This is a genomic window from Marmoricola sp. Leaf446, from assembly GCF_001424755.1.
Lineage (GTDB): Bacteria > Actinomycetota > Actinomycetes > Propionibacteriales > Nocardioidaceae > Marmoricola.
Map to the genome: position 1 here is coordinate 1 of NZ_LMRF01000002.1, position 20962 is coordinate 20962.

At 72.1% G+C, this 20962-nt stretch carries 16 protein-coding genes and 1 pseudogene; 6 read left to right on the forward strand and 11 right to left on the reverse strand.

All coding sequences use genetic code 11. The features are described 5' to 3' along the window. Positions 1–162: 162 nt before the first annotated feature. Positions 163–1176, forward strand: coding sequence for a glycosyltransferase family 2 protein (locus ASG49_RS19295; protein WP_082533949.1), 1014 nt, complete (start codon positions 163–165; stop codon positions 1174–1176). A 49-nt stretch (positions 1177–1225) separates the two neighbouring features. On the opposite strand, the pseudogene ASG49_RS08140 reads toward ASG49_RS19295, so the two are convergent. The 8 genes and pseudogenes from ASG49_RS08140 to ASG49_RS08175 form a co-directional block, all read right to left on the reverse strand. Further along, a pseudogene (locus ASG49_RS08140) lies at positions 1226–2239 on the reverse strand (acyltransferase family protein); the annotation flags it as partial. After that, on the reverse strand, positions 2236–4917 hold the full coding sequence (locus ASG49_RS08145; protein ID WP_056540062.1) for an oligosaccharide flippase family protein: 2682 nt from the start codon (positions 4915–4917) through the stop codon (positions 2236–2238). The gene ASG49_RS08145 and the pseudogene ASG49_RS08140, both read right to left, overlap by 4 nt. Before the next feature lie 79 nt (positions 4918–4996). Further along, complete coding sequence (locus tag ASG49_RS08150; RefSeq protein WP_056540065.1) at positions 4997–6112, reverse strand: DegT/DnrJ/EryC1/StrS aminotransferase family protein; 1116 nt, start codon at positions 6110–6112, stop codon at positions 4997–4999. Further along, positions 6109–6774, reverse strand: a complete 666-nt coding sequence (locus ASG49_RS08155) for a hypothetical protein (protein WP_056540069.1) — start codon at positions 6772–6774, stop codon at positions 6109–6111. Before ASG49_RS08155 ends, ASG49_RS08150 begins: the two co-directional genes overlap by 4 nt. Next, positions 6764–7888: a DegT/DnrJ/EryC1/StrS aminotransferase family protein gene (locus tag ASG49_RS08160; RefSeq protein ID WP_056540071.1), complete on the reverse strand. Its 1125-nt coding sequence runs from the start codon at positions 7886–7888 to the stop codon at positions 6764–6766. Before ASG49_RS08160 ends, ASG49_RS08155 begins: the two co-directional genes overlap by 11 nt. Continuing rightward, positions 7885–8880: an NAD-dependent epimerase/dehydratase family protein gene (locus tag ASG49_RS08165; protein WP_056540074.1), complete on the reverse strand. Its 996-nt coding sequence runs from the start codon at positions 8878–8880 to the stop codon at positions 7885–7887. Before ASG49_RS08165 ends, ASG49_RS08160 begins: the two co-directional genes overlap by 4 nt. Continuing rightward, positions 8877–9941, reverse strand: coding sequence for a Gfo/Idh/MocA family protein (locus ASG49_RS08170; RefSeq protein WP_056540077.1), 1065 nt, complete (start codon positions 9939–9941; stop codon positions 8877–8879). Before ASG49_RS08170 ends, ASG49_RS08165 begins: the two co-directional genes overlap by 4 nt. 89 nt (positions 9942–10030) lie before the next feature. After that, entirely contained in the window at positions 10031–14782 is a 4752-nt protein-coding gene (locus tag ASG49_RS08175; protein WP_056540080.1) for a DUF4082 domain-containing protein, read from the reverse strand. A gap of 159 nt (positions 14783–14941) precedes the next feature. On the opposite strand from ASG49_RS08175, the gene ASG49_RS08180 reads away from it, so the two are divergent. Beyond that, the gene (locus ASG49_RS08180; protein WP_235561980.1) at positions 14942–15547 is read left to right on the forward strand and encodes an acyltransferase; all 606 of its coding nucleotides are present in this window, start codon (positions 14942–14944) and stop codon (positions 15545–15547) included. On the opposite strand, the gene ASG49_RS08185 is transcribed toward ASG49_RS08180, so the two are convergent. The 3 genes from ASG49_RS08185 to ASG49_RS08195 all read right to left on the reverse strand — a co-directional run bounded on the left by ASG49_RS08185 (position 15544) and on the right by ASG49_RS08195 (position 18925). Beyond that, positions 15544–16425 carry a glycosyltransferase family 2 protein gene (locus ASG49_RS08185; protein ID WP_082533951.1) on the reverse strand — a complete coding sequence of 294 codons (882 nt, stop codon included), beginning with the start codon at positions 16423–16425 and terminating at the stop codon, positions 15544–15546. The genes ASG49_RS08180 and ASG49_RS08185 overlap by 4 nt on opposite strands. A 70-nt stretch (positions 16426–16495) precedes the next feature. Continuing rightward, positions 16496–17302 (reverse strand): deoxyribonuclease IV, encoded by an 807-nt coding sequence (locus ASG49_RS08190; RefSeq protein ID WP_056540088.1) that lies wholly within the window; start codon positions 17300–17302, stop codon positions 16496–16498. A 33-nt stretch (positions 17303–17335) separates the two neighbouring features. After that, on the reverse strand, positions 17336–18925 hold the full coding sequence (locus tag ASG49_RS08195) for a hypothetical protein (RefSeq protein ID WP_056540092.1): 1590 nt from the start codon (positions 18923–18925) through the stop codon (positions 17336–17338). Positions 18926–19169: 244 nt separating this feature from the next. Here ASG49_RS08195 and rpsF point away from each other — a divergent pair, with 244 nt between their 5' ends. The 4 genes from rpsF to rplI all read left to right on the forward strand — a co-directional run bounded on the left by rpsF (position 19170) and on the right by rplI (position 20953). Continuing rightward, a complete protein-coding gene (gene rpsF / locus ASG49_RS08200) occupies positions 19170–19460 on the forward strand; it encodes a 30S ribosomal protein S6 (RefSeq protein ID WP_056540095.1) in 291 nt (96 codons plus the stop codon). Positions 19461–19510: 50 nt separating this feature from the next. After that, positions 19511–20155: a single-stranded DNA-binding protein gene (locus tag ASG49_RS08205; protein WP_056540098.1), complete on the forward strand. Its 645-nt coding sequence runs from the start codon at positions 19511–19513 to the stop codon at positions 20153–20155. 101 nt (positions 20156–20256) lie between these two features. Continuing rightward, positions 20257–20493, forward strand: coding sequence for a 30S ribosomal protein S18 (gene rpsR / locus ASG49_RS08210; protein ID WP_056540105.1), 237 nt, complete (start codon positions 20257–20259; stop codon positions 20491–20493). A gap of 16 nt (positions 20494–20509) precedes the next feature. Continuing rightward, positions 20510–20953 (forward strand): 50S ribosomal protein L9, encoded by a 444-nt coding sequence (rplI, locus tag ASG49_RS08215; RefSeq protein WP_056540108.1) that lies wholly within the window; start codon positions 20510–20512, stop codon positions 20951–20953. Positions 20954–20962: the final 9 nt, after the last annotated feature.

Here is a 20962-nt window from a genome sequence, read left to right on the forward strand (position 1 = left end):
CATCACCGGCATCCGGTACACCAACAACCGGATCGCCAAGGGGTACTACGGCTACGGCCTGATTCGCAACGCCTCGGTCACGTGGACCGGCAACATCGACGACCGCACCGGAGCCTCGGTGACGCCCGGTTCCTGACGCCGCTGCTCCACTAGTCTCGGGCGATGCGTGACGACCTGGTCATCATCATCGTGACGTTCAACAGCGCTGCGGTGCTGGGGGACCTCCTCGACAGCCTCCCGGAGGCCTGCGAGGGGGTCCCCTTCCGCACGTACGTCGTCGACAACGACTCCCGTGACGGGACCGTCGAGCTGGCGCGGTCCCGCGGCGACTGCACGGTGGTGACCTCGCCCAACCACGGCTACGCCGCGGCGTACAACCTCGGCGTCGTCCGGAGCGGTGCCTCGGCCGAGGTGCTGCTGCTGAACCCCGACACCAGGCTCGAGCCTCGCTGCGTCGCGACCATGAGGGATCGGTTGCGACGCTCCGGTGCCGGGATCGTGGTGCCCACGCTGGAGGAGGCCGGTGGCTCGGTGGCCCGCTCCCTGCGCCGGCGGCCCACCCTGCTGAGGTCGATCGGGCTGGGTCGCTCCGGTGGTCCCCGCGTGAGCGAGATCGTCCACGAGGAGCGTGACTACACCCGCGCCCATCCTGTCGACTGGGCCACCGGGGCGGTGGTGCTCGTCAGCGCCGAGTGCCGGGCCCGGGTCGGACCCATGGACGAGGTCTTCTTCATGTACTCCGAGGAGACCGATTTCTGCCTGCGCGCTGGCGACGCCGGTCTCGAGACCTGGTTCGAGCCACGTGCCCGCGCACGGCACGAGGGTGCCGGGTCGGGCACGAGCCCGGAGCTCTACGCCATGCAGGCGCTGAACCGAGTGCGTCTCTACCGCAGGCGGCACCACCTCACTGCCAGTGCCGCCTACTACGGGCTCGTGCTCCTGCGCGAGCTCTGCTGGGCCCTGGCGGGCTCCCGCGACGCACGGTGCGCCGTGTGGGCCCTGCTCACCGTCAGCCGTCAGCCCGACCTGTTGCCGGTGCGGAGGCATCCGCTGGTGAGGCTGGACCCCTGGTGCCGGGAGCCGTCGGTCGACCCGAGCCCGCTGGACCCGCCGGCTGCTGCCCCACCCGCTGCCGGCGGAGGGCCCGGGCCCAGTCGTCCCAGGATCGGTGCGTGAGGAACGGGCGCTCGCACACGAGGAAGAACACCCACGACGACGCGATCACGACCGGCAGCGCGGTGGCGAGGTAGGCCAGCAGGAGGGCGGGACCCGACACGGACCAGGTCGACACCGCAAAGTGCCACAGCAGCCAGATCACGGGCGCGTGGACGAGGTAGATGCTGTAGCTGAACTGCCCCGTCCACAGCAGCAGGGGCACGGACAGCACACGCCGGGCGAGGGTGGCGCGGCCCGCGTGCATCGCGGCCAGCAGGCAGGCGGTGGCAAGGCCCACCAGCATGTCGACCCAGAAATAGGCCCCGGTGACCGGCACCGGACCCAGCGCCAGGCACAGACCGATGAACGCCGTGCCCAGGACGGCGGCCGCTGCGGCGGCCCACCGGGCTGCTGCGTGCGACAGGAGCTGGGCCGCGGCGGAGCCGAGCACGAACAGCACGATGTACTGGGGGGTGAGGTCGAGGAACTTGCGGCCCAGGGGGAGGAGGTCGGCGAAGTAGTAGCCCACGACCACCACCGCGAGCACGGTGAGCAGCTGCGGCACGACTCCGCAGCGCCGTCGAAGCAGCAGCAGGGCGGGGAACAGGAAGTAGATCTGCCACTCGACGGCGATCGACCAGAAGGCGCCGTTCGGCTTCGGGCTGTCGACGAGGTTCTGGAGCAGGAGCGCGTGGACCACGATCGCCTTGGGGCTCACCGCCGCCCCCGTGACCGACCGCGTCACCAGTCCGTAGACGACGCAGGACAGCGCGAGCGCTGCCCAGTAGGTCGGCAGGATGCGCCACGCGCGGCGTCGCAGGAACTCGGTCGCGCCTCCGGCCGAGAGCGACCAGCCGCGTCGCGCCGGGCCCAGCGACAGGGAGAAGCCCGAGACCACGATGAACACCGAGACGGCCACGTGGCCGTACAACATCCACCCGGACCACGCCGGGCCCGTGTTGGCGGGGTATCCCGGGTAGACCTGGAGCCAGCAGTGGTGCGCGACCACGAAGAGGGCCGCGACGGTACGCACGCCGTCGAGGAAGTCGATGCGCGGCGCGACGGCCGGGATCGTGGACCTCATCGCCGGCCCGCCCCGCGCACGGCACGGCGCGCGTCACGCAACCGCTCACGCCACCGGAGCTGCGAGGCATCGAGGGCGCGCACCGCCGGCGAGGGCCGCAGGGTCAGGCTCTCGCGGTAGCGGAGCACGAGCTGGTCGGTGCACGCGTCGAGCCCGTGGTGCGCGACGACCTGCTCCCGACCTCGCGGACCGAGGTCGTCGTGGCGGCGTGCCAGCTGCCGCTGGACCTGCTCGGCGAGGTGGTGCACCGGGTCCGCCGGCCCGTGCGTCCCGAAGAAGCCCTGGGCGTCGAAGTGAGCACGGCTTGTCTCGTCGTGGGCCAGCGAGAAGCCGCCCGTGCCGAGGACCACGAGAGGCTTGGCGTGGGCGAGACCGCGCAGCGCGGACCCGCCCATGCCGAGCACGACGTCGGCCGCCGCGTAGGCAGGCCGCGGGTCCACCAGTGACCCGGTCGTCACGACGGCCCGCCTCCCCAGCCGGCCGTTGGTGGCAGCGACCGACCGGGCCACCACCTCGGAGGCGTCGCCGTCGCCCACGACGACCAGGCGCAGCCGGGCGTCGTCGAGCAGCTCGACGGCCGCGATCGCGCAGAGGATGCCCTCGAGCTTCATCGACCGGTCGACACGCGAGACGATGCAGAGCACCACGTCGTCCGCCGTCAGTCCCCAGGCGTGGCGGAACCGGTCGCCCGCCTGGTCGTCGGGGCGGTCCAGGTCGGTGTCGACCGGCGGCGGCATGAACCAGACCGGGGCCCGATGACCGACCGCGGCCTCGCGCTGCATCTCCCTGGTCCCGACGAGCAGGGGTGTGCGTCGCGGCAGCCACGAGACGTTGTCCATCGTCCAGTTGGTGACCAGCGCACTGCACCGGCGACGGGACGCCGAGACCGCCAACGTCGCCACCGGCCCGAGCCAGGGTGCGAAGACGTGGACGACGTCGGCCTCGTGGCGGTCGGCGATCGCAGCCACACGCCTCGCCTGGGCCGCCCAGGAGGGGTCCGACGGCAGCAGCTCGAGCTCCACGCCGACCTGCTCGGCGTACGGGACGACCGAGACGGGGACCTCTTCGTCCACGGCGAACACGTGCACGCGGTGACCTCGTCGACGCAGGCGGACCGCAAGGTCGAGCGCATTGATGGGGCAGCCTCCCAGCGCGAGCCCCTCGAGACCGATCACGACGCTCATCGGTGACCCGTTCGGCTCCGGGGCCAGGACGGGGGAGGCGGGATCCACGCCGACCGGGCGCGTGGGCCGCGGAGCCGGCTCGTCCTGGTCGCCGACGGGTCGCAGCACCCCCAGGACCTCGCGCACGTCGCGCCGCAGGAGGGCTAGGTACAGCGCACCGGCGCCCGCGGCGGCCAGCCCGAGGGACCCCCACGGGGACTGGACCACGTGGTCCAGCGCCCAGGCGAGCCCGCCGGCCGCGGCGGAGGCGACCGCGGGCCGGAGCAGCGAGCGGGCCGCGGCGCTCACGTCGAACGCACAGGAGCGCCGCAGGGCCCCGAGGTAGAGGGGGGCGCCGACGGCCGTGATGGCGACCACGTGGGCCAGGGCGGCGCCGCGCAGGCCGTCGACCTGGATCCCGACCACGAGCAGCGGCACCAGGACGACGACCCAGGCCACCTGGACGAGCAGCAGCGAACGGGTCGCACCCAGGCTGACGAGGACGTTGACGGCGAGCAGCGAGAAGGCGAAGACCGCGCCGTAGACGGCCAGCACCTGCAGTACCGGCCCGGCAGCGGCCCACCGCTGCCCGAAGACGGCCACGACGAGAGTGTGCGAGACAGCGATCGACCCTGCGCACACCGGCAGCGCGACGATCGCGACGAGGCGGACCGATCTCACCAGGTACACGGGCAGCTGCACGGGGTCGTCCCGAACCCGGGACACCGCCGGGACCACCACGCTGTTCAGCATCGAGCCGAGGATCGCCGTGGTCCAGCTCGCCATCGAGAAGGCGATCATGTAGACGCCGACCTCGGCGGCGTCGAGGAGACGCCCGATGATGAGGTAGTCGGCGTTGAGCAGCGACCAGTTGACCAGGTTGGCCAGGGCGAGCGGGAGGCCGAAGGCCACGAGAGGTCGGACCAGGTGACGTTGCCAGCCCGGCCGGTAGCGACGCTGCAGCAGCGCGACCATCACGGCGCCGGTCACGACCTGACCCACCACGCGGGACCACGCGAAGGCCGTGGCGCCGCCGCCGGACTGCGCCAGGACCAGCAGCACGGCGTTGGCCGGCACGAAGCCGGCGACCGTGGCCAGGAACAGGCGGTCCTGCCCGAGGTCGCGGGCGAGCTGAGCGCCCGGGACCGCGAAGAACCCGGTCAGCACCAGGCTGATCGCGAGTACCCGCACCGCCCCCGCCGCCTCGGGGACACCGACGGCCGAGGCGATCCCCGGTGCCCCGATCGCCATCGCCACCGCCAGGACGACGCTGACGGCCCACGAGATGGTGGTGACCGTGGGTGCGATGTCATCGATGTCGAAGCGCGAGCGCGCCACGGCCGAGGCCATCCCGAGCTCGGCGAGGCTGGTCACGACCATGAAGACCGCCAGCGCGACGGCGAAGGCGCCGAACTCCTCGGGGGCCAGGAGGCGGGCGACCACGGCGGTGACCGCGATGTTGCCCAGACGGATCACGACGTTGCTGGCCGCGGCCCACAGGGCACCGTGGCCCACGCGACGAGCAAGCTCCGGTCCAGCCGTCTCGGCGTCCCTCTCGGCAGCCGTCTCGGCGGCGGGATCGCGCAGGGTCATGTCATCGGCGCGGCCGGCGTACGGCCGTGCTCAGGGCGTCGACGACCCGTTCCTGCTGCTCGGTGCTCAGGTGGGGGAACATCGGGAGCGAGAGGATCTCGCCGGCCGCCTTCTCGGTCACGGGGAACGTGCCCGCTCGTAGGCCGAGGTGGGCGTAGGCACCGGTGAGGTGCACGGGGGTGGGGTAGTGGATGCCCGCGCCGACGCCGGCGGCGATGAGCTCCTGCAGCACCCGGTCGCGCTCCTCCAGCCTGACCACGTAGAGGTGCCACACGTCGCGGTTCCCCAACATCGTGGTCGGGACTCGCACCCCGTCGACATCGGCGAGCATCGCGGTGTAGCGCTCGGCGGCGTCGCGTCGCAGCTGGTTCCACTTCTCCAGCCGGGCCAGCTTCGCGCGCAGCACGACCGCCTGGACGGTGTCGAGACGGGAGTTCATGCCGATGACGTCGTGGACGTACTTCGTCGGCGACCCGTGGGCGCCGAGGACACGCACCCGTTGCGCGAGGTCGGCGTCGTCGGTGGTGACGGCACCCGCGTCGCCGGCGGCACCGAGGTTCTTCCCGGGGTAGAAGCTGGTCCCGGCCGCGGCGCCCAGGGTGCCCGCGCCCCTCCCGTGACGGGTCGCACCCTGTGACTGGGCGGCGTCCTCGACCACGGGGACCCCTGCGGCTCCGGTCGCCGGGAGCAGCAGGTCGACCGGGGCGACCTGGCCGAAGAGGTGCACCGGGACCACCGCGCCCGTGCGCGGGCCCAGGGCGGCCGTGGCGGCCCCGGGGTCGATGAGGAGGTGCTCCTCGTCGACGTCGACGAGGACGGGCGTCGCCCCGGTGCGCGACACGGCCTCGGCCGTCGCGATGAAGGTGTTGGCCGGCAGGACCACCTCCTGCCCGGCCTCGACACCGCTCGCGCGCAGGGCCAGCTCGAGGGCGTCGGTGCCGTTGGCCACCCCCACGCAGTGCTGGGCGCCGCTGAACGCGGCGTACTCAGCCTCGAAGCGGGTGACGTCCTCGCCGCCGACGAAGGCAGTCCGTTCGAAGACGCGATCGAGGCCCTCGCGGACCTCGTCGGCGATCTCGGCCTGCTGCGATGCCAGGTCGACCAGGGGGATGCTCACGCGCTCGACTCCTCGTGGCTGGAGGGAAGGGGACGAGCCGGGTTCCCGGCCCAGGTCTGGTGGTCCGGGAGGTCGACGAGCAGGGTGGATCCCATGCCGAGCACGGAGTCCCTGCCGACCCGGGTCCGCTCGCGCACGCACGCGTTCATGCCCACGTAGCCGGCCTCCGCCACGTGCACCCCGCCGCCCAGGGAGACGCCCGCGCAGAGCGTGGCGAAGTCGTCGACGACGTCGTCGTGGGTCAGCGTGACGTGGGGCATCACCACGACGTGCTGCCCGAGCTCGACGTCGGTGGTGAGCACGGTCCCGGCGAGGACGATGCTCCCGGGCCCGACCAGACAGCCCGGCGGGACCTCGACCGAGGGGTGGACGACCGTGGCGAAGGCGTCCGGACGGACCCCGGACAGCAGCAGCCTGCGCACCAGGTCGCGCCGGGAGGACCCACGTCCGACACAGACCAGCCACCGCCCGCCGGGGTCGCGGAGCCCGTCGAGGCCGTGGGATCGCACCGGCACTCCCGCGACCGTGGTTCCCCACCGCGAGGGCGAGTCGTCGATGAGCGAGAGCCGCGGTGGCCGGGGCCCGGAGGTCAGCATCGCCACGACCTCGCGGGCGAGCCCGCTGGCCCCCACCAGGGTCAGCGGCGAGCCGTCATCGGTCATGGCGGAGCACCTCGAGGACGCGGGCCTGGTCGGACTCCGACATCTGGTGGAACAACGGCAGGATCAGGGTGCGGTCGGTCAGCAGGTCCGTGACCGGGAGGTGGGCACCGACGTGGGCGTGCGCCGGCTGCCGGTGGGCGGCCATGATGCCGCGCCGCGCCGAGATGTCGGCCTCGGCGAGCCGGGCCAGCAGCCCCTCGCGGTCGGTCGGGTAGTCGTCGCCCACCTCGACCCAGTAGGACTGGAAGTTGCTGGTGCCGTGCTCGGGGTCGGTGACCGGGCGCAGGCCCGAGATCTCGTGGATCGCCTTGGCGTACGACGCGGCGAGCTCGCGACGTCGTGCCACGACCTCGGGGAGCCGTCCGAGCTGGACGATCCCGACCGCTGCCTGCAGGTCCGTCATCCGGAAGTTGAAGCCGACCTCGGCGTACTCCTCGGGCGACGCGAGGACGGTGGCGTGGCGTGCCGCGGCCGAGACGCTCATCGCGTGCTCGCGCAGCCGCCGCGCCCGCTCGGCCCAGTCGGCCCGCGACGTGGTGATCATCCCGCCCTCCCCGGTGGTGAGGATCTTGCGGGGGTGGAAGGACCACGCGGCGATGTCGGCACCGGCCCCGACGGGGCGACCGCGGTACGTCGCCCCGGCGGCGCAGGCGGCGTCCTCCAGCACCACGACGCCCCGGGGGTCGCACACCGCGCGGACCGCGTCGAGGTCGGCCGGCACGCCGCCCTGGTCGACCAGCACGACCGCGCGCGTGCGGTCGGTCAGAGCGGTCGCGACGGTCTCGGCGGTGAGGTTGCCGGTCACGGGGTCGACGTCCGCGAAGACCGGACGGGCGCCGACGTAGGTGGCCGCGTTGGCGGTGGCGATGAAGGAGAACGAGGGGACGACGACGTCGTCGCCCTCGCCGACGCCCGCCACGAGCAGCCCCAGGTGCAGCGCCGCGGTGCAGCTCGACACGGCCACGGCGTGCTCGGCCTGCTGCTGCGCCGCGAAGAGGCGCTCGAACTCGGCCACGCGCGGCCCCTGTGCGACCCAGCCCGACTCGATCACGGCCGTCACGGCCTCGACTTCCGCCGACCCCAGCCAGGGCTGCATGACGTTGAGCCGGCTCATGGTGCGGTCACCTGACGGCCGGCCGCGATCTCCTCGCGCAGTGGGCGCCACCACGCCACGAGCTCGCGCAGTCCCTGCTCCAGCGGGACCTGCGCCTCGAACCCGAGGTCGCGACGGGCCGCCGAGACGTCGGCGAGGCGACGTACGACGCCGTTGACGGCGCGCTCGGGGCCGTGCTCGACGGACAGGTCGGAGCCCATGACGCGCAGCAGTGTCTGCGCGAGCTCCAGCAGGCTGGTCTCCACGCCGCAGGCCACGTTGTAGACGCCCTCGGTCACCCCGCTCGCCGCAGCCAGGACGTTCGCTCGGGCGATGTCGGTGGTGAAGGCGAAGTCCATGGTCTGCAGGCCGTCGCCGAAGATCAGCGGGGGGCGGCCGTCGGCGATGCGCTCCATCCAGCGCACGAGCACCTCGGTGTACAGCCCGTGGACGTCCATCCGGGGGCCGTAGACGTTGAAGTAGCGCAGCAGGACGTGGTCGAGACCGTGCATGGCCCGGAAGCTGCGCAGCATGCCCTCGTTGAACGACTTGGCCGCGCCGTAGAAGGTGTCGTTGTCGTGGTGGTGGTGCCGCTCGTCGGTGGGGAAGTGCTCGGCCATCCCGTAGACCGAGGCGGACGACGCCGAGACGACCTTCTCGACTCCCTGCGCCACCGCGGCCTCGTAGACGTTGAAGGTGCCGTCGACGAGCACCTCCAGTGCCAACCGGGGCTCTTCGGCGCACTGGGTGATGCGGATGGCGGCCTGGTGGAAGACCAGGGTCTTGCCACGCGTCACGTCGTGGACGAGGTCGCGGTCCCGGATGTCCCCGTCGACCAGGTCCACGCGGCCGGACGCGAGCGCGTCGTCGAGGTTCGCTCGGCGGCCACGGACCAGGTTGTCCAGCACGTCGACGTGGCCGACCCCCGCGTCGAGGAGCTGGTCGACGAGCGTCGAGCCGATGGTGCCGGCGCCCCCGGTGACGAGGACGGTGGCGCCGCGCAGGTCGGTCATCGGGGGTCTCCTGGGAGGTCGGAGCCGGCGTCGACGAGGGCGCCGTGCGAGGCGAGGCTGGTGGCGGCAGCCTCCAGCACGGACAGCACACGCAGCCCGGCCCGGCCGTCGGTGCGGGCGGCCCGCTTGTCGGTGATGGCGGCCGCGAGCTCGGTCACCATCTGGCCGAGCGCCTCGCGCTCGGGCAGAGCAGGTGCCCACGTGTCACCGAGGCGGTAGGAGATCGTGGCGTCGCGGCGGTCCTGCGGTGAGGTGGTGATCTCCGGCAGGTCGACCCCGCGGTCGTAGACGCTGACGCGCTGCTGGGGGTTGAGGTCGTCCCACACCAGCGTGCGGCGCGAGCCGGCCACGACCATCTGGCGGATCTTGGTGGGGCTGAGCCAGTTGACGTGCACGTGTGCCATGGCCCCGCCCGCCAGGGGGAGGGTGAGGTAGCCGACGCACGAGCGTCCCGCTCCGAGCGGGTCCGCACCCTGCGCGGCCACGCCCGTGGGGCGGAGGCCGCCGGGCAGGATGAAGTCGAGGATGGACAGGTCGTGCGGCGCCAGGTCCCAGAAGACGTCGACGTCGGGCTGGATCAGGCCCAGGTTGATGCGCACCGAGTCGACGAAGAGGATCTCGCCGAGCTCCCCGGACTCGACCAGCTCGCGGATCTTCAGCACGGCCGGCGTGTAGCAGTAGGTGTGGTCGGCCATCAGCACCAGGTTGGACCGCTCGGCGAGCTCGACCATCTCGCGACCGTGCTCGACGCTGTCGGCGAGAGGCTTCTCGACCAGGACGTGCTTCCCGGCGGCGAGCGCCTGCATCGCGATGTCGCGGTGGGTTCGTGCCGGGGTGGCGACGGCGACGGCGTCGACGTCGTCACGCTCCAACAGTTGCTCGAGGGAGTCGGTGACCTCCACGTCGGACCGGCCGCCGGCCACCCGGCGAGCCCGGTCGAGGTCGAGGTCGCAGACCGAGCGCACCTCCCAGGCCTCGCTGGCCGCGAAGTTGCGGACCAGGTTGGGGCCCCAGTAGCCGGCGCCGACGACGGCGACGCCGAGCGCGTCATGGGTGTTCATCGAGATCTCCCTAGGTGGGGTGCGCGCTCGCGATCCTCCGTCATGGACGCGCCGCGGTCGACCTGACGGGACGAACGTCCTGGAGCGGTCTAGTTGTCGGGACGGAAGACGATGTCGGCGAAGTAGTTGGTCGCGCGGTAGGACCCCGTGGGGAACCCGCCGCCGGCGCCGTAGCGGTAGCGACCGTTGGTCGTCGACGGTGCGGTCAGCGGGCCGGCTGTCCAGGGACCGGCGAAGAACTGCGGTGTGACGGAGTAGTTGCCCTGGGGGGCGTAGTAGCTCACGACGTAGGTCTGTCCTGCCGCGAGCTGCACGGCGCTGGGGAAGTTGACGCGCTGCCACCCCGAGGCGCTCTCGCCGACGTAGGTCGCGGTCGCGAGCCGGGTGCCGGAGGCGGTCCACAGCGACGCCGTGTGGGTGCCACCGTTGCCCGGGCCCTTGTAGAACCTCGCGCCCGTGGCGGCGCCGGACACCGAGGGGGTGAAGGCCGTGCCGATCTCGATGGCTGCGGTGTCGCCCGACGACGCCGTGGCCGGGAGCAGGTCACCGAAGAGCGTCGCCGTGGGTGCTGCGAGGGCCTCCGTGCTGAACGTCCACGTGACCGGGTCGAGACTCGCGCCCTCGCTCGAGACGAGCCCGCTTGCGGTGACGGAGAAGCCTGCGCCTGGCGCGAGCGCTGAGTCCGGCTTGAACGCCAGCGTCTTCTTGTCCTCCGAGAGCGCCGTGCTCCCGGCGACGGGGGTGGCGCCCTGCTTCAGGGTCATGGTGGCCCCGGTTGCGAGCGGCACGTTGAACGACAGCGAGGGATTGGTCGACAGGGGCACCGAGGTGGCACCGGCGAGCGGGGTCCGGGAGACGACCTCGAGCGGCGTACGGTCCGCGACGAACTGCACGTCGACGAAGTAGCTGCTCGCCTGGAACGACTGGGTCGGGAAGCTCGACGCGGTGCCGTAGGCGTAGCGGCCGTTGCCACCGGACGGGGCGGTCAGGTTGCCGTTGACCAGCGGGCTGTTGAAGAACTTCGGCGTCGAGGCGTAGTGGCCTTGCGGCGCGAAGTAGCTGACGACGTACGTCGTGCCGGCCTTCACGGCGACCGGCGTCCCGAGCCTCGCCGTCTGCCACCCGCTGGGGGTCTCGCTGGGGAACGACACCGAGGCCAGGCGCGTGCCGTCGGAGGACCACAGTGACCCCACGTGGGTGCCGCCGTTGCCGGAGCCCTTGTAGAAGCGGATCCCCGTCACCGTGCCGTTCTTGGCCGGCGTGAACGCCGTGCCGACCTGGATCGGCGAGGAGTCGTTGACGGCCTCGTTGGTCGGCACCTGGTTGCTGAAGAGCGTCTCGGCGACCGCCGGATCGTTGGTGCTCGTGGTGAAGGTCCAGGTCTGGTCTGCCAGTGACACGCCCTGAACCGAGGTGATGCCACTGACGGTCGCCCGCAGCGAGGTGCCGGCCGGCAGGGTGGCCGAGGGCCTGAAGACGAGCCCGGTGCCGTCGAGGTTGGGCTGCACCGACCCGTCGATCGGGGTGCTGCCCGCGGTCACGGACATGGACCACCCGGCGGCGAGGGCGTCGTTGAACCAGATACGCACCGAGGTGTCGCGGGGGACGTCGGCCGCACCGGGCGCGGGGTCCTGTCCGGTGACGCTCATCGAGGCCGGGAGGCGGTCGAAGACGGGGTCGACGAAGTAGTTCGTCGAGGTGGCCCTCGAGGGGAACGAGTTGGAGTAGTTGTAGACACCGGCCGACGGCCCGACGACCAGGGGGCCGCGCGAGAGGTCGCTGGTCGAGAAGCCGCTGGCGGTGACGGGGTAGGAACCCGAGGTCGAGCGGTACGACACGACGTAGTCGGTGTTCTTGTTGATCTGGACCGGATCTGCGAAGGACAGCCTCTGCCACCCGGCGGCCGACTCGCCGGTGAACGTGCCGGAGGCCAGGACCTGGCCGCTGGAGGACCACAGGGTGCCGACGTGGGTGCCGGTGTTGGCCGCCGCCTTGTAGAACTGCAGGCCCGTCACGAGCCCGTCACGCGTCGTGCTGAACCGGGTGCCGACGGTCACCGGCACGGTCTCACCGGTGTCGAGCACGGCGGGCTGGGTGGCGTCGTCGAACAACGTGCAGGGACACACCCCCGCAGCAGCGGCAGGCTTGGCGGTGGTGAACGTCCACGAACCACCGTCGGAGACGGAGTTGCCGTAGGTGTCGGTACCGGAGACCACGACGGAGTGACGCGCTCCTGGCGCCAGCGCCTGGGACGGCACGAAGGTGACGGTCCGCGACGCTTCGTCGTAGGTGGTGGAGCCCGGCACCGTGGTGCCGCCCGGGTCCTTGACGGCGACCGCCGCGGTGCCCGGGGCGAGCTGCTTGGTGAAGGTCGCGCTGACGCGGGAACCGGTCGGCACGCTGGTGGCTCCCGGGACCGGGGAGGCGCCGCTCACGACCAGGGGTGCCTGGGCCGCGGTCTTGAACAAGACGTCGACGGCGTAGGTGGTGCTCTGGAAGCTGCGGTTGGGGAACGTGCCCGCGGTGCCGTAGACCCCGCCGGGCGTCTTGCCGTAACCGCCCTCGACCCTCAGGGGAGTGGCGTCGATGCCGAACTCGGCCAGGGCGTAGGTGTCGGCGGAGTAGCCACCCTTGGGAGCGGTGTAGGAGACCACGTAGGTGGCTCCGGCGCTCACGGTGACCGGCGTGGAGAAGGTGGCCTGCTGCCAGCCGGTGGCGGACTCGGCGCCGAAGGTGACCGTGGCGAGGCGGGTGCCGCTCGCTGACCACAGGGAGCCGACGTGGGTGCCGGTGTTGGTGCTTGCCTTGTAGAAGCGGACGCCGGTGACGGCTCCGTCGGTGGTGGGTGAGAAGCGCAGTCCGAGCTCGACCGGGCTGGTGTCGCTGGCCGAGGGGTTGGTGGGGACGTCGCTGCCGTAGACGCTGCACGGGCACGAGACGTCGAAGGACCGCGTGGCGACCGCGCCGGTGTTCGCGCTGTCGTCGGTGGCGCGGACCCGCACCGGCGTGGGCCCGGTGCCGTGCTGGACGTAGCTGTAGGTCCACGCGGTCGTCCCGGTGGCCGGGTGCCAGGTCGCGCCGTCGTCGGTCGACACCTCGATGCCCGCCACCATGCCGGTCGCGTCGGTCGCCGTGCCGGTCAGTGTCACCTTCGTCCCGTTGCTCGTGCGGGTCCCGGCGTCGGGGGAGGTGATGCTGACGACGGGGCCGGTGGTGTCCGAGGAGGCCGTCGCCGGGACCAGGCCGGCCGCGAGGGTGGTCGGCTGTGCCGACATGTCGGCGAGGAGGTTGACCTGGGCCTGCTGCATCCGCTGGTCGGCGGGCTCCGGGGCGAACGGCGTGTCGTGGGTCGCGTCGAGGCCCCACGTCCACTGGACCGTGCCAGCACCGAACACGAGCGCCCCGGACGGGGCACGGTAGAGCGTCGTGGAGTGGGTGGTCGTCCCGGGCTTGGTGACCTTGCCGTAGTCGGTGAGCATCTCCGGCGCTGCGCCCGTCGTGCTGGAGAGCCGGATCAGTCCTGCGGGCCGGCGCCCGTTGTCGACGTCCTCGTCGGACTCGTAGCCGATGGTGTGGGGCGCGAGGGTCGCGGTGGCGCCTGGCGCGAGAGTGGCGACGCTGGTGTTGCGCCAGAGCCGGTTCTTGCCGAGGGCGGCCGGGACCTGCATCGCCAGGTCGGTGTAGTTGGAGCGGTACATCGTGCCGGTCAGGGCGTTCTCGGGAAGACCACCGCCCTGAGCGGTGGAGGCGAAGCGTGGGTCGCGCCAGGTGCCGGTCCACTCCGAGGAGGGGTCGATCTTGCTGTCCGACCACGTCTCCTTGTAGGAGACGAGGGTGCGGTAGGGAGTCTTGCCGGTGTCGATGGACGGCTCGTAGCGGGTGCGCCAGTAGACCTCGTTGCCGCTGAGGAACTGCAGGTTGACGCCGGCGTCGCGGGCGGCTTCGACGTTCTTGCGCTGGGTGCCGCTCCAGTACTCGTCGTGGCCGAGGGAGAGGAACACCTTGTGGTTCTTCAGCAGCGCCCCGGAACGGTCGGTGTCGACTCCGGCGATGTAGCTGGTGTCGTAGCCGTTCTTCTCCAGGAACCGCATCGCGGGGTACTCGTTGGCGAAGAAGAAGTCACGGCCCCCGATGCCGTCACGGGTCAGCACCGGCCGGTTGTAGCTGACCTTGAAGGCGCGGCCGTACTGGCTGCCCTGGTAGAAGTTGGAGCCGCCGTAGGTGTTGTACGCCTGCCAGGTCGGGTCGGAGGTCTGGAAGACCACGTCGGACCGACTGGTGTCGTCGCGAACGATGAAGGTGATGTGGCTCGATGCCCCGGTGTCGGTGCGCTCGAGCAGGGCGATGTAGACGCCCGAGACGGCCGTGGACGGCACGGACCAGGACGCGGAGACGCCCCAGTTCCCGCAGTCGTAGAGCAGGGTCGCCGTGTCGTTCACGCACTGGGGCTGGGACTGCGGGAGGGACGCCGAGGGCTTGACGTCGGCGATCTTGCGGGCGCCGAGGCCGCCGTAGTAGCCCAGTCGGTAGATCGCCACCGTGTAGGCCTTGGCGGAGGTGTCGATCTTGAAGTCGATCGTCCCGCCCACGTTGGTGCTGATGTCGGTCGAGAAGCCCTGGATGGTGTTGCTGCCGGAGCCGTCGACGTCCCACTCCGACGGAGGGCTGCCGGGCTTGCTGTTCTCGCAGGAGATGGCGTTGCCGCTCGGACCGCAGGGATCTCCGGCCGCCTCGGCAGGCATGGTCGACACCAGGGTGAGCAGGCCGAGCACCAGGGCCACGACGCAGGCGCGCGCGACGTGGTTCCTGGTAGGGGTGGGGCGGACGGGAAGCGCGACCATGGGTTCCTGCTCCTGCTCAAGGGCGGACGTTGCGGATCCGAGGTCCCGCTGTGCAGGATTGAACACGCGCCGACCTGCGTTCGTCGCGGCCCGTGACGCAGCGGTCTAGAACGATGCGAGCGCCCGTTCCGAGGGATGGACGCACAAGGGGGGACATTCGTGGACACACGCCTGCAAGTCGCCGCGACGGCCGATGTGGACGACCGTGCCGTGGTCGGGTCGGGCACGCGCGTGTGGCACCTCGCGCAGGTCCGGGAGCACGCGCGCATCGGCAGCGAGTGCATCATCGGCAGGGGTGCCTACATCGGGCCGGGCGTGGTGCTGGGCGATCGCGTGAAGGTCCAGAACCTCGCCCTCGTCTACGAGCCCGCGGTCGTCGAGGACGGTGCGTTCATCGGTCCTGCTGTGGTGTTCACGAACGACTACTTCCCGCGCGCGGTCACGCCGGGGGGCGAGCTGAAGACCGGTGACGACTGGGAGGCGGTCGGGGTCACCGTTCGTCACGGTGCCTCGATCGGAGCGCGTGCGGTGTGCGTCGCCCCGGTGACGGTGGGGCGGTGGGCGTTGGTCGCCGCCGGCGCGGTGGTCACCCAGGACGTGCCGGACCACGCGCTGGTCGCGGGTGTGCCCGCACGCCGTGTCGGGTGGGTCGGACGAGCAGGCGTGCCCCTCGAGGACCTCGGTGGGGGACGCCACAGGTGCCCCCGCACCGGTGAGGTCTACCGCACCGACGGCGAGGCCCTCGCTCCCGAGACGGTCGACTAGCCGACCCGGGAGCTGTCGTCGCGCTCCCAGGTGGCGAAGTCGCCGGCAACGATGGCCGCCCGCGCCCGCCTGCGGGCCACGAGGGTCACGCCGAGGAAGACCGCCAGGCGCGGGAGCAACAGGGGTTCCCCCCGGGCCAGGCGCACCAGGGTGGACAGGGAGGTGGCGGCACCGTGGCCGCGGACCCCGGCGTCGTCGGCCTGCCGGTTGCCGGTGACGACGCGGGCGCGTCGACGGAGCAGGTCCTCGGTGGTGCGCGGTGCGCGGACCAGGACCACGGCCTCCTCGACCACGGTGCGCTCGGACGGGGAGAAGGCCTCGGAGACCGCGAGGTCGTCGCTCATCACGCGGGGCAGGGCGTCGACGCGCTCCTGCCCGGACCGGGAGAGAGCGACGACGCCGCGACCGAAGAGGCCGTCGCGCACCTGCGGGAGGCGTTCCCAGACGTCGTAGTAGCAGCGCACGAGCAGGCTGCTCCGACTGCGTTCGACGACCCGACGGGGCCCGGCGGCGTGCACCCCGCCGCGGCTCACGGCGTGCACCAGGCGGACGACGCTCGGCCCGTCCACCTCGACGTCGGCGTCGAGGTGGAGGCGGGGGAAGACCGTGGCCACGGCGTTGCCGGCCGCCACCGCGGCGGACTTGGAGGCCTCGGCGACCTCGACGACCCGGACGTCGGGCCGTGCCGCGGCGAAGCGACGGGCGACCCCGGCAGTATCGTCCGTGCAGCCGTTGCAGACGACCACCACCTCGAGCCGCAGGTCGTCCGGGAGGTCGCGGTGCACCGCCGCAAGGGTCCGGCCGAGCACGGCCTCTTCGTCGTGAGCGGGGATGACGACGCTCGCAAGGGGCGTCGTCGGTGCCGGCGACTGCGACATGGGTCCTCCCGGGGGCCGGGGCCGATTCTGTGGGGTGCGGCACCCAGGGTCAACGTCGAGGACCCGGCTGCTACACCCCGTGCTCGCGCAGCCACGCGAAGTCGGCGCGGTGCTCGTCGGCGCCGCCGGGGGTCTCGCAGACGACCGGTGCCCCGGCGCGTCGTACGACGTCGGCGAACTCGTCGGGCGGCAGCTGGCCGGCCCCGAAGTTGGCGTGCCGGTCGGCACCGGAGTCGAAGGCGTCGCGGCTGTCGTTGGCGTGCACGAGGTCGAGCCGCCCGGTGATGGCGAGCACCTTCTCCACCGCCGTACCCAGCTCGATCCCGCCGGCCCAGGCGTGGCAGGTGTCGAGGCAGAAGCCGACCTGCTCGGCGCCCTCGGCCGCGCTCACCGCCTCCCACACGCCCGCGATGCGGTCGAGGTGGCGCGCCATGGCGTTGTCCCCGCCCGCGGTGTTCTCGATGAGCAGCGGGATCTCCAGGTCGGTGGCCTCGACGGCCTTGCGCCAGTTGTCGAAGCCCTTCTCGGGGTCGTCGGTCTTGCCGACGTGGCCCCCGTGCACGACCAGCCCCTTGGCCCCGATCTCCGCCGCGGCGCTGAGGTGCTGCTGGAGCAGCTTGCGGCTGGGGATGCGGATCCGGTTGTTGGTGGTGGCCACGTTGACGATGTAGGGCGCGTGGACGTAGAGGTCGACCCCCGCCGCCTCGGCCTCGGCGCGCAGCCCCGCGGCGCCGCCGGGGTGCCGGATCTCGGGCCCCTTGTAGCCCTGCGGGTCGCCGAGGAAGAACTGCACCAGCGTGGTCCCGCGGGCCTGCGCCTCCCCCACGGGATCGGTCTGGTCGACGTGGGCGCCGATGGCGATCTGGCTGGTGCTCATGCTCCGCAGCCTACGAGCGGGCCGCGGTGGGGCTCAGGGGCAGCCGCCCGCCAGCGTGCTCGCCCGCAGGGCGGCGCCGTTGGTGGTCTGGCGACCGGTCGTCGGGGCGTACGCGCGCTGCCAGTCCGACATGACCATGGTGTGGTTCATCTCCTGCGTGCCGTTGCCCACCATGCTCAGCCGCAGGGTGAGGGGCACGTCGCTGACCGCGTTGGCGTCGCGCACCGTCCCCACCGGCTTCCCGGCGAAGAACCAGGTGATGTGGTCGCGCTGCACCTCCACGGCCAGGGCGGGGGCGCCGTTGACGAGGCTGGGGACGGTGCGGGCGCCGGTCCACTGGCGGGTGCCGGCCTTGGCGCCGAACAGCAGCGTGCTCCCGTGGGCCCGGACCTCGCCGAGGGTGATGTTGCGGCGGCCGCAGGCGTAGTCGGCGGCGAGCGCGGGGACCAGCTCGAGGCGTACGGCGTAGTCGCGGGCCGACGTCTCGGGGCTCTTCATCCGCAGCCGCGCCTGCCAGCGGCCGTAGGGCCGGGCGTTGCCCACGGCCGTCGCGACCGTGGTGCCGAAGTCGCCGGCGCCGGCGCGGTAGGCCGCCTTGCTGTCCAGGGTGAGCTGGCCGTTGTGCTTGCTGGCGCGGCCGCTGCCCGTGGTCTGCTCGGTCCAGCCGCCGGAGGTGGCGTTGCGGGGAGCGTCCGACAGGCTCTCGCCGTTCTCCCAGGCGTAGTCGAACAGCATCGCTCCCCACCCGTTGGCGCCGTTGGCCGTCGCGGTGCCGCCGCTGGCCGAGCCCGAGGGCGAGGTCGCCGCGAGCGAGGGCTCGACGGTGAGGCCGGAGCCGCCCGCGGTGAGGTCGAGGGGTTCCAGGGCGCCACCGGCCGAGGCCACGCGCACGTACGTCGGGTGGCTGGCCGACCACCCCACCCGGTGGGCGCCCGAGGTGACGGCCTCCTGGCGCACCCGCAGCACGTGGGTGCCCGCGGGCAGGGTCACGCCCCCGACGGAGCCCTGGCCGCCCGGCTGGACGCTGGTCGTGCCGAGGTCCTCCCAGCGGCCGGCCGAGACACGGCGCTGCAGGGTGAGCGTCCGGCCGACGAACACGGGCGTCCCGCTGACGTAGGAGCGGCCCGGGATGTCGGGGCTGGTGTCGACGGAGACGGTGAAGGGGGCTCCCGCCCGCGGGGTCCCGGCGACCGACACGGTCGCGCCCTGGACCTTGGACTTCAGCAGGACCGACGGTGTGACGGCGCCCGCGGCGACCACGCGGTAGCGGATGTTCCACATGTCCGGCGCCGGCACCTGGAAGCGGAAGCTGCCGTCGGCGGCGGTGGCGCCGGAGAAGTTCTTGACCGCGAACCAGCTGTCGCCGGGCCGGCCCATGTGCTGCTGCAGCGAGATGGCACGGCGTCCGGTGGCCGGGAGCCGGCCGCTGAACGTCATCGCCTGTCCCCCCACGAACGTCTTCGGGGAGTAGTCGAGCGACGCCGTCTGGGCCGCCTGCACCACTGCCGCGGCGGGGACGGGGCTGGACGGGCGGGGCAGGGACACCGCGGTGGCGGCCGTCGGCGCGAGCGCCAGGGCGACGGCTCCGGCCAGCAGGCCGGTGGTCAGGGTGCGTCGGGACATCGGGGGCTCCGGAGGACGAGAGGGACTGCCGACAGCCACTATGACCCGGGATTGTCCGCTTCGGGGCTTTTCGGGGGGACAGCCCGCAGACCGGGCACTGCCTGTGGACGACGATTTCCGCCCGGGCGTGGACCCGCGTTAACCTTGCGCGTCGTCCTCCCCCGATGGGAGTGCCGACACCGCACAGCCCTCCTGTCACGGAAACGCCGTGGCCGCCCTTAGTCCGAAGGAGGTGGAGAACGCTATGCGTACCTACGAACTCATGGTCATCCTCGATCCCAACCTCGAGGAGCGCACCGTCGCCCCGTCGCTCGACACGTACCTCAACGTCGTCCGCAACGACGGTGGGTCCGTGGACAACGTCGACGTCTGGGGACGTCGTCGTCTCGCCTACGAGATCGACAAGAACGCCGAAGGCATCTACGCCGTGGTGTCGCTGCAGGCCGAGCCTGCGACCGTCAAGGAGCTCGACCGTCAGCTCACGCTGAACGAGTCGGTGCTGCGCACCAAGGTCCTGCGGCCCGACGCACGCTGACCCAGCACCACCCCGCTGCACCCCGCTGATCCGGAACCCAGGGAGACCACATGGCAGGCGAGACAGTCATCACCGTCGTCGGCAACCTCGTCGACGACCCCGAGCTGCGATTCACCCCCTCGGGTGCCGCGGTCGCCAACTTCCGGATCGCCTCGACGCCGCGCACCTTCGACCGGCAGACCAACGAGTGGAAGGACGGCGACGCGCTGTTCCTGTCCTGCTCGGTCTGGCGGCAGGCGGCGGAGAACGTCGCGGAGTCCCTCACCAAGGGGATGCGCGTCGTCATCCAGGGCCGGCTCAAGCAGCGGTCCTACGAGGACCGTGAGGGCCAGAAGCGCACGGTCGTCGAGCTCGAGGTCGAGGAGGTCGGCCCCAGCCTGAAGTACGCCACGGCCAAGATCGCGCGCGTCCAGCGCAGCGGTGGCGGCGGTGGCTACGGCGGGGGCGGCCAGGGCGGCCAGGGCGGCGACGACCCGTGGGCCTCCAACCCCGGCCAGGGCGGGCAGGCGGCTCCGGCCGGCGGCCAGTCCGGCCAGGGCGGCCAGGGCGGCTACGGCGGCGGTCAGCCGCGTGGCGGCTCCGGCGGCTCGGGCAACCAGGGCGGCGGCTCCTGGGGCGGTCAGCAGGGTGGCTCCGGTGGGGGTCAGCCGCAGAACGACCCCTGGGCCTCCTCCGGCGACGAGCCCCCCTTCTGATCCACACGCACCACCCGAACCACCGATCCGAACCCGTCCATCACCCCCATTCCGGTCACAGTCACCACGCTGGACCGGGCTCTTGAGAGGAGAGCTCCACAATGGCCAAGGCAGTGATGCGCAAGCCCAAGAAGAAGGTTTGCCAGTTCTGCAAGGAGAAGGTGTCCTACGTCGACTACAAGGACACCACCCTGCTTCGCAAGTTCATCTCCGACCGCGGCAAGATCCGCGCGCGTCGGGTCACCGGCAACTGCGTGCAGCACCAGCGCGACGTCGCCACGGCCGTCAAGAACGCCCGCGAGGTCGCTCTGCTGCCCTACACGTCCACCGCGCGCTGAGGAAGGAGACCCGGAGATGAAGCTCATCCTGACCCAGGAGGTCACCGGTCTCGGTGCTGCAGGCGACGTGGTCGAGGTCAAGGACGGCTACGGCCGCAACTACCTCATCCCCCGTGGCTTCGGCATCCGCTGGACCCGTGGCGGCGAGAAGACCATCGAGTCGATCAAGAAGGCGCGCGAGGCCCGCTCGGTCCGCGACGTCGACCACGCCAAGCAGGTCAAGGCCACGCTCGAGGGCTCGACCTACAACGTCGCCGTCCGTGCCGGCGACGGCGGCCGGCTCTTCGGTGCCGTCACCGCCGCCGACATCGCCTCGGCGATCACCCAGGCCGGCGGCGAGGTCGACAAGCGCACGATCGTGGTCACCAACCCGATCAAGTCGCTCGGCGCCCACACCGTCACGGTGAAGGTGCACGACGACGTCGAGGCGCAGGTCAACCTCAACGTGGTCCCCGCGTGACCCTGCCTG